Here is a 12,214-nt window from a genome sequence, read left to right as displayed (position 1 = left end):
CGCGTCGGCCGCCGCCGGATGCACCAGTGGTCAGATGGTGGCCGGTCAGGTGGTCGTGAGCTTGCCGGTCAGGATCACAGGGCCGGTGGGCTGGCCGGTCGGCGATCCGCCCACCGGCTCGACCGAAACCGCCAGGGTGACGCCCGCCGCCATCACCGACGATGCGGTCTCGGGCACCTTCGCCCAGCCGGGCGCCGACGCGTTCATGACGCCCATGGATCGCGGCTTGCCGTCGGCCGGGATCACCCAGAGCTGCGGCGAATGGTCGCCCAGATCGAGGCCATTGGCCGCCGAGGTCATGCGCCCGCTCGCGGGGTCGAAGCTGACGGTGACGATGCCCTTCTTGCCGGTCAGCACCGCCACCATCGGTGCGGATGCCGGCTGCGCGACGGGCACGCGCACGACAATGGTCTGCGGCTTCTGGAGCGCCACCACGCCCAGCACTATCGCCGCCGCGCTGGCCGCGAGCGTTCCCGCCTGCCACCAGCGCAGGGACGTGCGCGACGCGCGAGCAGGCGCGACGTCGTTGGCCGGCAGCCGTGCCTCGATCGCGCTCCATACCGAGGGGCGAGGGGCTTCGCCGGGATCGGAGGCCATCGCGGCGGCATAGGCCTGCCAACGCGCATGAGCGTCCGCAAAGCCGGCATCGCGGCCGAGGCGATCTTCTGCCGCTCCCCTTTCACCGCCGTCGATCAGACCGAAAGCGAGCTCGGCCGCGAGCAGTTCGTCGTCGTCGGACAACTCGGCGCTCATCGCAGGCAATCCCGCAGCTTCAGCAGCGCGCGGCGGATGCGGCTCTTGATCGTGCCGAGCGGCGTGGACGCGCGGTCGGCAAGCTCGGCGTAGGTCGATCCCTCGAAGAAGGCCGTGCGGATCAACTGTGCGTCGCCGCCGCCCAGTGTGTCCAGGCAATAAGCCAGCCGCCGCTCGTCCTCGCCGGTCTCCAGCATCGTCGACGCCGCCGGCGCAGGATCGGGGACCTCGTCGGCCAGCTCGATCGGACCGGCCGCGAATTTTCCGCTGCCGCGCAGGCGATCGACGGCGCGGTTGCGGGTCAGCGTGATGAGCCATGTCATCGCACTGCCCTTCGTCCCATCGAACGAACCGGCCCGCCGCCACACCGAGAGATAGGCCTCCTGCAACGCCTCTTCCGCCTCCTGCCTCACGGGCAAGATACGCAGGCAGACGCCGAATAGCTTCACCGAGGTGCGCCGATAGACTTCCTCGAACGCCGCGCGATCGCCGGCCCCGACGCGCTGGAGCGTGGCGGCGAGGCTCGCGGCGGCCATGTCGGAATTCGTCGAGCCCATGCGCATCCATCGTGAGCCGAGCCGCGTAGCTCGATCGTTGGGACAGACTAGAGGGCGGGCGCTGCCTGACAAGGCCGATATTGGAGGAACGATGGTGCAAGTGTCCGGAATGCTGCGTGAAGCTCGGTAAGGGGCGCATCGCCGGCGCGGTACTGGGGTTGCTGGTCTCGGCCTGTTCGCCGCTCAAGGTCTTCAACGGGATCGTACCGAAGGACGGTGGTGCGCGGCTGGCGCTGCGCGACGCCTCTTTCGGTCCCGACCCGCGCCAGCGGCTCGATATCTACGTGCCCGGGGCGCCATCCGCCCAGGCGAGGCCGATCATCGTCTTCTTCTACGGCGGCTCTTGGAATTCTGGCACGAAGAGCGGCTATTCCTTTGTCGGCCGCGCCTTGGCATCGCGCGGCTTCGTCGTCGCGATCCCGGACTATCGGCTCGTCCCACAGGTTCGTTATCCGACCTTCTTGGAAGACAATGCCTCGGCAGTGCGGTGGGTGCGCACCCATTCTCAGGAGTTCGGCGGCGACGCTGATCGGCTGATCCTCGCCGGCCACTCCGCGGGCGCATACAACGCCGCCATGCTCGCGCTCGATCCGCGCTGGCTCGGGGAGGATCGCAAGGCGGTGCGTGGACTGATCGGCCTGGCCGGGCCCTATGATTTCTTGCCGTTCGACGGGCCCGTCGTGCAAAAGACCTTCGAAGGCGTGGGCGATCCCGTCGATACCCAGCCGGTGCACCACGTCCGGGCCGGCGATCCGTCCGCTTTCCTGGCGACCGGTGACAAGGACGATACGGTCAGGCCGGCGAACAGCGACGCGCTTGCGGCCAAGCTGCGGGCAGCAGGCTCCGCCGTCGACCGTCGTCGCTATCCTGACATTGGCCATGCCGGACTGGTCACGGCAATCGCAAGGCCGCTTCGAGGCCGAGCAGCAGTGCTGGACGACATGACGGTGTTCGCCGAACGCGTTACCCGATGAGGCCGGGATCTTGCTGCACTTGCCGGCGACCATCGCGTGCTCCGCGATCAGCGTCCTCCGACTGGTCAATCTGGCCACAGGAGATGGACGATGGGTATGTCAGAATTTGATCCGGGAGCCTCGGATCGCCAAGCATGGAACGTCGGGAGAAAAGTCGTAGCAAAGCGCGCTCTCAAACCAAAGCACATTTGGGGCATACGCTTCTTCCTCGATCAACACCGGCGACTCCGTGACCGGGCGCTCTTCGACCTGGCAATCGATAGCAAGCTGCGAGGTTGCGATGTGGTCCGCTTGAAGATCGGCGATCTCGTCAGCGGCGGGCAGGTTCGGACGCGCGCGGTCGTTGTGCAACAAAAGACGGGCAGGCCGGTGCAGTTCGAATTGCTCTCGGACGCGAGAGGCAGTCTGCTGGCTTGGCTACAGCGCAGAGGCGGAACACTCGGAGATTTCGTGTTCCCAAGCCGGGTGGATCACACGGCTCACCTGAGCACGCGCCAATATGCTCGTCTGCTCGATGAATGGGTTACTGGTATTGGCCTGCGGCGAGAGGATTACGGCACGTATTCGCTGCGTCCGACAAAAGCTTGGATCATCGCAAGAGCCACGGGCAATCTGACCGCCGAGCAGATTTTGCTTGGTCATATGAAGATCGAGAACACGCGAAGATATCTGGGCCTCAACGCCGAATAGGCGCTTAGCCTCGCGGAGGCCACAGAAATCTGGCTAGGACGGCTCCTCGCCTCGCGCGGGGAACAGGACTGGTACACGCCCAATGTCTGCCATTTTGCGGGTTTTGCCTGCTCCCATTTGCGGAAGATCCGGTTCAGCCCGAACCTCGCTCCATGAGCACAGGCACCATCTGGACGGAGGGTGCGTCCTTGCCTTCCATGCGCTCGAACAGCGCGACCACCATCGCTTCCGCCCCGGCCTTAAGATCCTGGCGAACGGTCGTGAGCCTTGGGACTGTCTGCATCGCGATCGGCAGATCGTCATAGCCCACCACCCGCACCTGCGACGGAACCGCGATCGACCGGTCCGCCAGGACGCGGAGCGCCGACATCGCGATAAGATCGGAAGCCGCTGCGATCCCGTCGATAGTTCCTCCAACACGCTCGATATGCTTCGCGATCTCGCCGTCCATGTCGTCGGACGCGATGTGCGTGTGGAGCAGCGTGGGACCGTCCTTGAAGCCCGCGTCGGCCATCGCTGCCGCGACGCCCTCATGGCGGAGACGAAACTCGGGCGCGCTGGTCTCACCGAGAAACGCTATCTTGGTTGAGCCGCCCCGTATCAGGCGGTCGCCGGCAAGCCGCCCGCCTGCGAAGTTGTCGCTCCCGATCGCGCAGTGGACCTGTCCGCGCTCATGGCTGCCCCAGGCGACCAGCGGCCGGTAGCGCGCAGCGACGCGTTCGATCGCGGCGTGCTGATTGGACTGACCGATCAGAAGGACGCCGTCGAGCATACCGGAGTCGACGATGCGGTCGAGCCAGTCGACGGCATCGGGGATCACCCGCGAGAGCATGATGTCGTAGCCCTTCTCGGTCAGCGCATCGGCGAGATGGGCCAACATCGCCATGAAGAAGGGATCCGAGAGATGCTGGCGCTTCTCGTGACCAAGCGGCACCACCACCCCGATCACCCCGGTCTGCTGGGTGCGGAGCTTCCGTGCCATCTGGTTGGGGCGGAAGCCATGCTTCTCGGCCAGGGCCTTGATGCGCTCTCGCGTCTTCTCGTTGACCAGGGGATTGTCGGCGAGCGCGCGCGAGACCGTACCGGCAGACACGCCTGCGATCCGACCCAGTTCCGCGACGTTGCGGATGCGCGCCGACGCTTGGCTCATGTTGGTTTCCTCCTGGGCCGCTCCTTCCGCCCGAGCTATCGCGATCTCTTGTTTACAATCGATTGTAGTTCGTCAACCTTCGGGAGAGCCGATTAACAGCGGGGCGGCGATCAGGAGGGATGATGAGACAGGCGCTTCTTCTCGCGGTGGCGCTGAGCTGCGTTTCGATGGCGGCCCTCGCCCGGGTCGAGGCTTCGGCCGAAGCCAAGGTGTTCCGTCTCGACGGAGGACGCGTGACCTACGCCATCGGCGTGGACGAGAAGGGCTATCTCGCTCCCGTATACTGGGGACCTTCGCTGGACGGGGGCGCGCCGCTCGCCGCGCGTGAGGCACGCGAGACAAGCGGCTTCGACCCAGCCGGGCTCAACACGGCGCAGGAGTATCCCGGGCAGGGCGAGGGGCTGGTCACCGAGCCCGGCGTCAAGGTCGCCTTCGCGGACGGGAACCGGGACCTCGTGCTCAAATACGTATCGCACCGGCTGGAAGGCGACACACTGATCGTCGAACTCGCCGACATCGCGAGACCGCTCGACGTCACGCTCCGCTACCGGATCGATCCGAACACTGGCATCCTCGCCCGCTCGGCCGTGATACGCAACGCGGGCAAATCTCCGGTTCGGCTGGACCAAGTGGCGGCGGCGGTCTTCACGCTCCCGGCGGGCGACGATTATCGGCTGCACTATCTTACGGGCGATTGGGGAGCGGAGTGGACGCAGAACGTGCAGCCAGTCACACCCGCTCTGGCCGTGATCGAGAGCCGCCGAGGATCGACGTCGCACCAGGCGAACCCGTGGTTCGCCGTCGATCGGGCGGGGAAGAGCGACGACCAATCCGGACCGGTGTGGTTCGGTGCGCTAGGCTGGTCCGGTTCCTGGCGGATCAGCGTCGGGGCGGACGCCTTCGGGCGCGTGCGGATCGCCGGCGGCTGGAACCCCTATGACTTCTCATGGACGCTGAAGCCGGGAGAGAGGCTGGAGACACCGATCTTCTATGCCGGCTACACGGACAGCGGGACGGACGGCGCGTCGCGGCTACTTCATCGCTTCGAGCGCGCGAGCATCTTGCCCCACGGAGAATCGGCTCCGCTCCGGCCCGTGCTCTACAACAGCTGGGAGGCGACGACCTTCAACGTGGACGAGGCCGGCCAGATGGCGCTGGCCGAGCGCGCGGCCAAGATCGGCGTCGAACGCTTCGTGATGGACGACGGCTGGTTCGGCGCGCGCAATGACGACCATGCCGGCCTGGGTGACTGGTTTGTGAACCGCACCAAGTTCCCGAACGGTCTGAAGCCCCTGATTGACCGGGTGCATGCGCTTGGAATGAGCTTCGGGCTATGGGTCGAGCCCGAGATGGTCAATCCCGACAGCGATCTCTACCGGGCGCATCCCGACTGGGTGATGAACTTCCCGGGGCGACCCCGCACGGAGGCCCGGAACCAGCTCGTCCTGAATCTCGCTCGCCCGGAGGTGCGTGATCACATCCTGAAGACGCTCGACGACCTCGTCTCGAAGAACGACATCCAGTTCCTCAAGTGGGACTATAACCGGAACTGGACCGAGCCCGGCTGGCCGGAGGCCGGTCCGCAAGACGAGCAGCGCATCTACGTGGACTATGTGCGCAACCTCTACGCGATACTTGCGGAGCTGCGCAGGCGTCATCCGAAGCTTGAGATCGAGACATGCTCGGGCGGCGGCGGGCGCATCGATCTCGGCATCCTGGGGCTGACGGACGAGGCGTGGACGTCGGACAACACCGATCCCTTCGACCGTCTCACCATCCAGGATGGCTACACGCGCGCCTACCCGGCCTCGACCATGATGGCCTGGGTGACCGACAGCCCGAACTTCGTGAACCAGCGGTCGACTTCGCTCGACTACAGATTCCTTTCCGCGATGCAGGGCTCGCTCGGGATCGGCGCCAACCTCAACCGCTGGGCCGATGCCGACTTCGCCACGGCGGCGAAGTGGATCGGGGCTTACAAGGCGATCCGGAGCACCGTGCAGCGCGGCGACCGCTATCGGCTGATCCCGCCGGAGGGTCACGAGACGTCGGCCACGCTCTTTGTCGCGCCCGACAGGCGACAGGCGGTACTGTTCCAGATGCTGCAAAGTTCCAGCCATGCCGATGCCGCCCCGATGATCCATCCGCAGGGCCTGGACGCGGGGCTGAAATACCGGGTCCGCATGCTCGGCGGGGCGGCCTTGCCCGTCGGCATGCCGGCCAAGGCATCCGGCGCGTGGTGGATGGGGCAGGGGATTCGCGCGCCGCTACAGGGAGACTTTCAAGGGGCCGCGTTCGTCTTCGACGCCGAATAGCGGACAAAAAAGAGCCCGCCCTTCCAAGCTCGGAAGGGCGGGCAGTGGGAGAAGGGTAGATATCAGAAGTTGTAGCGGACCGACGCCTGGACGGTGCGACCGTAGTTGGCGGTGCCGCTGAATACCACAAGGCCGTTGCCGACCTGCGAAAGGTTGGCGCCGCCGCGATACCCGAGCGTGTTGAAAACGTTGTTCGCGTTCACACCGATCTCGAGGTTCTTCATCGGTCGCAGCTTGGCGAAAGCATTGATGTAGTGTGACTCCTTCAGCTTGTACTGATTGAAGTCATCGAAATAGGAGGGCGTCTGCCCATCGACGCTGGCACCGATGGCGAAGAAGCCCGGATCGTAGGACGCCTGCACAAAATACTGGAACTTCGGGATACCGCCCGGCCGGTCGCCGACGGTCGCGGGCGACGTCGTGCTGGCCGTAATCTTGGCGTCCGTGTAGGTCATATTCGCCTGGAGCCGGAAGTCCGCGATCGCGATGTTCCCCGTGAATTCCACGCCGTAGGATCGATATTTGTTGGAGATGTAGGGGTTGTTGTTCGGCGGGAGGTTGTTGATCCGCGTGAAGTCGTAATTGTTTTCGGTCAGGCTCGAGTGGAAGAGCGTGGTCTCGGTCGTATATTGGTTCTCGTGGCCGAAGAGCGTGAAGTGTCCGCGCTGCTTGAGACCGATCTCCTGCTGATTGAGGAAGTTCACGGCGGTGGCCTGCCCGCCGGAGTTGAGCGAGCCGTCAGTGTTGAAGAAACCGCCGGAATAGACGCCCGAGGCGCTGACGGATCCTCCCAGGACGCGCCGGTCGCCGTTGAAGCGGCCGCCGCGGCTGGCGCGGGCGAAGATGCTCGTGTCGTTGCCGATCGAATAGAGCGCGCCAACGGACCAGCTCGTATAGGCCTTGAGGTAGTTGAGGCGCTCGATCGGCGTCGCCGTCGGCAGCAGCGAGGGAAGCGTGGCTGAGCCAAGCGCGTCGCTGACCGTGTAGTCGGGGCCGGTGGCGCCCGCCTGCGCGCTTCCCTTCGCGGTCATGCGGTCGAAGCGGACACTGGCGTCGAGATTGAGGCCGCCGGTCGTGTAGCCGGCCGACAGGAACGGCGCATTGTCCGTGTAGGTCAGGTCGATGTCGCGGGCGCAGCAGGTGCCCCAATTGTTGTTGAAGCCCGCCTGTCCGGCCGCCGTCAGTTGCTGCCCCGTCGTCGAGAACAGATCCAGCTCCGCGGCGTTCTTGCCCAGGATTTCGCTGAACTGCTGGTTCACATACCAGGTCTGGACGATGCGCTGGCGCATGTAGAACCATCCCGCGGTGGCGTTGAACTGGCCGGGCCCCAGATCCCACTTGCCGCCGAGCGTCAGGTTGTTGGCAATGTTCCCCATATTGTGCATCACGGTGTGGATGTTGGGGTTGTTGTTGAGATAGGCGCCGGTGAACAGCTGGCCCTGGTTCGGACCGTTCGCGTAGCGGATCGAGCCCACGGTCTGGCCGTTGACTGTCGAGCCGATGACGCTGCTGGTCGGATCGACGTTGAGAAACTGCGTGGTGAAGTTTCCGCTGATCGCGCTGTAGCGGAAGTTGTCGTCGAACTTGATCTGGTTGGTCAGCTCGTAGTGGATCTGGGTCCCGATCGTGGTCACCTTCGGATGGATGCCGTCGACGTCGGCGGTCTGCAGCTTCCCGTCCCTGTCCACATACTGGAAGTGACGCGTATAGACGGAGTAGGTCGATCCTTCGCGCGGATCGAAGCCCGGCAGCAAGCTGTAGCCCGTGACCTGGTTGCCATCGAGATGGGCGATGGCGGGGGTCGTCGTATTGGTCGGCGCCTGCTCGTCCAATCGCTTGAACAGGATGCGGACGTAGCCCCGGTCGTCGGGCAGGTCCTTGGTGACGTTGGCCTTGACCTGGTAGCCGTTGAGGACATCGTAGCTGATGTTGCTCGGACCCGCGCCCTTCTCCCAATATCCGCCGACATTGTAGTGCAGGGTGGGGCTCAGGTGGCCGCCATAGTCGAAATCGACGCGATGCTGACGGAAGTCGAGACCTTCGGTGTAGGCGATGCCGCCGCCGTCGTGCTGGCCGGTGCGGCTGATGTAGTTGATGACGGCGCCCGGCGACTGGCTCGAGAACGTCGAGGCCGAGCCTCCGCGGATGGCCTCGACACGGTCGACGGTGTCGTCGAACCGGATCCAATAGTCGTTGTTGCCGAAGTTCATGTCGCCGAAGAGCACGACGGGGAGGCCGTCCTCCTGGATGCCGACATATTCGGAACCGCCCGTCGAGACCGGGATGCCGCGGACGCCGATGTTGGCGTTGCCGCCCGGACCGGCGTTAGCCGCAGTCTGGATGCCCGGGATCGCGCGGAGCACCTCGGCGATCGAGCGCGGCGTGAAGTTCTTGATGGAGTCGTTCGATATCTGGGAGATCGAGGACGAGGTCTTGAAGCGGGACCGGTCGCCCGGCGCCGCGGTGACGACGATCTCGTTGCCGGACTGCGCGTTGGTAAGCGCGCCTGACGCGGGTGCCGCACCGGAGGGGGTGATGGGAGCGTCGGCCGGGGCGGGGGCCGCCTGGGCAAAGACCGGCTGCATGCCCGCTCCCGCGATCAGGGCCAAAGACGACGCGCAAAACATCAGCTTGTTCACGGCGATCCCCTCCAAAAGCGCTCTCCGGCGCATGAGTCGGCATATGCCTAAACTAATTGCAATCGATTGCAATGAAAAATTACAATCGATTGCAGAGGTGTTTCGTGATGGAGTTTGCAGGCGTATGAGCGTTACCCGGTGATCATCTGGCGGACTGCGTCGGCGTGAAGGGGCATCGCGTCCTCGGTGCGCGATATGGCTCCGGCCAGGCGTTCGACGAAGCTTCGGCTCGCAGTCGGATCGGTGAGGTAGCCGATCAGCGGATCGTCGCCATGAGGTATATTGTTTTGCCCGACGTGGACCGCGAGCCAGCTGGCCGGACCGAAGAGATCCATGTCTCGCGCGATCAGGCGGCCGTTGCGCCGGAAGTGCTCTATCTTGACCGCCAATGTATCGGGCACCGCCATGTCGCGGCAATATCGCCACAGCGGCGTGTCGGTGCGCTCGGTCAGCTTGTAATGGAGGATCAGGAAGTCGCGGATCCGCTCAAACTCGGTGATCGCGATGCGGTTATATTCGTCAGTCACCATTGGATCGAAGTCGCGGTCGGGGAAAAGCGCGAGTAGCTTGGCGATCCCTGCCTGAATTAGATGAATGCTGGTCGACTCGAGCGGCTCCATGAAGCCGCCCGAGAGACCGATCGCGACCACGTTGCGGTTCCAGAACCGCCGCCTCCGTCCCGTGAGGAACCGGAGGACGCGCGGCTCGGCGAGGGGCTCGCCGTCGATGTTGCCCAGAACGGTCGCTGCCGCCTCGTCGTCGGAGATGTGCTCGGAACAATATACGTAGCCGTTGCCGACGCGGTGCTGGAGCGGGATCCGCCATTGCCAGCCGGCCCCGTGGGCGGTCGAACGGGTGTAGGGGGTGAAGGGTCCAGCGGAGCTTCCCGGCACCGCTACCGCCCTGTCGCAGGGGAGCCAGTGGCGCCAGTCATCGTATCCCGTTTCCAAGGCGCCTTCGATGAGCAGTCCGCGAAAGCCCGAGCAGTCGATGAAGAGCTCGGCAGTGATCGAGTGGCCGTCCGCAAGCGTTACCGAGGCGACGTGGCCAGTTTCGCCGTCAAGCGTCACGTCGGCGACCTTGCCCTCGATGCGCCGGACGCCGCGGGCTTCCGCGTAGCGGCGCAGGAAGCCCGCATAGAGGCCAGCGTCGAAATGGTAGGCGTAATCGAAGGTCGATCCGACGTGGCGCGGATCGCCGAGCGGCCGGGCGAAGCGGTTCGAGCGCGCGGCGCCCCAGGCCATGCACAGATCCTCGAGCGGGATCGTCGAGCCGGCGGCGCGCGCCGCCAGCCAGTGCTGGTGGACCGCGAGCAGGTCGAACGGCTTCCCGTAGGTCCCGAAGGGGTGGAAGTAGCGGTGGCCGTCACGGCCCCAGTTCACGAACTCGATGCCGAGCTTGAAGCTGCCTTTCGTCTCGCGGACGAATTCGGCTTCATCGATTCCGAGCGTTTCGTTGAAGAGCCGTATGGGTGGGATGGTCGCCTCGCCGACGCCGACGGTCCCGATCTCGTCGGATTCGACCAGCCGGATCGTGCAGCCACTCGGCAAAGCGTGCGCGAGAGCGGCCGCGGTCATCCAGCCGGCAGTTCCTCCCCCCACGATCAGGATGCTTCGGATGCGCGAATCGGTCCGTGATGCAGTTTCGGTCATGTGTCCCCTCCTGATCGAAAGCCCGGAAAACCGTGATTGCAATCGATTGTATCTTTCGGATCGCTATGCCATATCCCGGTCGATCGGCGAAGACCGAAATTGGGTTCGAGAGGATTCGACGACGATGCGCCACCCCGACCACAAGCCGATACTGACGTTCCCCCGTGTGCTGGAAATGAATCTCGGCTTCCTGGGCCTCCAGTTCAGCTTCGGCTTGCAGCAGGGCAACATGGCGCCAATCTATTCCTATCTCGGCGCGAGTGAGGCGATGCTGCCCCTGCTGGCGCTCGCCGGGCCGATGACGGGCCTGCTGATCCAGCCTGTCATCGGAGCGATGAGCGATCGGACCGACAGCCGCTTCGGGCGGCGCACACCCTATTTCCTCGTCGGTGCCGCGATCTGTTCGACGGGGCTGTTCCTGATGCCGCTGTCGGGTTCCATCCTGATGGCGGCGCTGATCCTCTGGCTGCTGGATGCCGGCAACAACACCACGATGGAGCCCTACCGGGCCTACGTGTCGGACAGGCTCCACGCCAGCCAGCACGAGATCGGGTTTCTCACCCAAAGCGCGTTCACGGGGCTCGCCCAGGCGCTGGCCTTCCTGACGCCGTCGGTTCTGGTCTGGCTAGGCATGAACCAGGACTGGGTCGACGCGCACCACATTCCTTACACGGTTCGGACGGTCTTCATGATCGGCGCCGTGCTGTCGCTCGCGACGATCCTGTGGTCGGTGCGCCGCGTTCCCGAACTCCCCCTGTCGCTCGCCGAGCGGGCCCGGATCGCGGCCGAGCCCCGGACCGTCGGCGCCACGCTCGCAGAGATCGCGCGCGCGATCCGGGACATGCCGGTCGCGATGCGCAAGCTCGCATTAATGAGCCTCTTCCAATGGTATGCTATCTCGATCTACTGGAACTACGTCGTCTATTCGATCGCACGCTCGGTCTACGCCACCGACGTTCCCGACAGCTCGGGGTTCCACAGCGCGGTTCTCACCAACGGCGTAACGGCGGCTTTCTACAACGCCGTCGCGTTCGTCGCCGCTTTCGCGATGGTTCCTCTTGCCAGGCGGTTCGGGGCGGGGGTCGTGCATGCCGGTTGCCTCATGCTTGCGGGCATCGGCATGCTGTGGCTGCCGCACGTCTCGGACAAGGCGCTGCTGTTCGGCCCGGCGGTGGGCATCGGCATCGGCTGGGCGAGCATGATGGGCAACCCCTACGTCATCCTCGCCGGAGCCATCCCGCCGGAGCGCACCGGCGTCTACATGGGCATTTTCAACATGATGATCGTCGTTCCGATGATCCTTTTCGCGCTGACCGTCCCTTTATTTTATGGAAGCCTGCTCGGAGGCGACCCGCGCAACGCGCTCGGGCTTGCCGGTGTGCTGATGATGTGCGCGGCGGGAGCGGTGCTGACCGTGCGCGAGGGTCGCGTTGCCGGACGGGTGACGATCCCGGCGTGATGGAGATGCTCGCTCTTCACGGCAC

General features: G+C 64.9%; 9 protein-coding genes. 4 read left to right on the top strand and 5 right to left on the bottom strand.

The genetic code is table 11. The features are described 5' to 3' along the window. Window positions 1–45 precede the first annotated feature (45 nt). Both QGN17_RS11465 and QGN17_RS11460 read right to left on the bottom strand, forming a co-directional pair. Window positions 46–753 carry an anti-sigma factor gene (locus tag QGN17_RS11465; protein WP_281044623.1) on the bottom strand — a complete coding sequence of 236 codons (708 nt, stop codon included), beginning with the start codon at window positions 751–753 and terminating at the stop codon, window positions 46–48. Further along, window positions 750–1,310 carry a sigma-70 family RNA polymerase sigma factor gene (locus QGN17_RS11460; protein WP_281044622.1) on the bottom strand — a complete coding sequence of 187 codons (561 nt, stop codon included), beginning with the start codon at window positions 1,308–1,310 and terminating at the stop codon, window positions 750–752. The genes QGN17_RS11465 and QGN17_RS11460 overlap by 4 nt, the downstream gene beginning before the upstream one ends. A 116-nt stretch (window positions 1,311–1,426) precedes the next feature. Between QGN17_RS11460 and QGN17_RS11455 the strand changes: the two genes are divergently transcribed. Together QGN17_RS11455 and QGN17_RS11450 are read left to right on the top strand one after the other, a co-directional pair. Next, a complete protein-coding gene (locus tag QGN17_RS11455) occupies window positions 1,427–2,284 on the top strand; it encodes an alpha/beta hydrolase (RefSeq protein ID WP_281044621.1) in 858 nt (285 codons plus the stop codon). 90 nt (window positions 2,285–2,374) lie between these two features. Then, the gene (locus QGN17_RS11450) at window positions 2,375–2,974 is read left to right on the top strand and encodes a tyrosine-type recombinase/integrase (RefSeq protein WP_281044620.1); all 600 of its coding nucleotides are present in this window, start codon (window positions 2,375–2,377) and stop codon (window positions 2,972–2,974) included. A gap of 133 nt (window positions 2,975–3,107) precedes the next feature. On the opposite strand, the gene QGN17_RS11445 is transcribed toward QGN17_RS11450, so the two are convergent. After that, entirely contained in the window at window positions 3,108–4,124 is a 1,017-nt protein-coding gene (locus tag QGN17_RS11445; RefSeq protein ID WP_281044619.1) for a LacI family DNA-binding transcriptional regulator, read from the bottom strand. 167 nt (window positions 4,125–4,291) lie between these two features. On the opposite strand from QGN17_RS11445, the gene QGN17_RS11440 reads away from it, so the two are divergent. Further along, the gene (locus QGN17_RS11440; protein ID WP_281044618.1) at window positions 4,292–6,439 is read left to right on the top strand and encodes an alpha-galactosidase; all 2,148 of its coding nucleotides are present in this window, start codon (window positions 4,292–4,294) and stop codon (window positions 6,437–6,439) included. A gap of 62 nt (window positions 6,440–6,501) precedes the next feature. Here QGN17_RS11440 and QGN17_RS11435 read toward each other — a convergent pair whose 3' ends face one another. Further along, the gene (locus QGN17_RS11435; RefSeq protein WP_281044617.1) at window positions 6,502–9,024 is read right to left on the bottom strand and encodes a TonB-dependent receptor domain-containing protein; all 2,523 of its coding nucleotides are present in this window, start codon (window positions 9,022–9,024) and stop codon (window positions 6,502–6,504) included. Window positions 9,025–9,209: 185 nt separating this feature from the next. Next, entirely contained in the window at window positions 9,210–10,655 is a 1,446-nt protein-coding gene (locus QGN17_RS11430; protein WP_281044616.1) for a tryptophan halogenase family protein, read from the bottom strand. A gap of 199 nt (window positions 10,656–10,854) precedes the next feature. On the opposite strand from QGN17_RS11430, the gene QGN17_RS11425 reads away from it, so the two are divergent. Further along, on the top strand, window positions 10,855–12,189 hold the full coding sequence (locus QGN17_RS11425; protein WP_281045203.1) for an MFS transporter: 1,335 nt from the start codon (window positions 10,855–10,857) through the stop codon (window positions 12,187–12,189). Window positions 12,190–12,214 lie beyond the last annotated feature (25 nt).

Source organism: Sphingomonas oryzagri (assembly GCF_029906645.1).
Lineage (GTDB): Bacteria > Pseudomonadota > Alphaproteobacteria > Sphingomonadales > Sphingomonadaceae > Solisphingomonas > Solisphingomonas oryzagri.
Note: the sequence above shows the minus strand (reverse complement) of the source record. Positions and strands in the feature narration are given on the sequence as shown.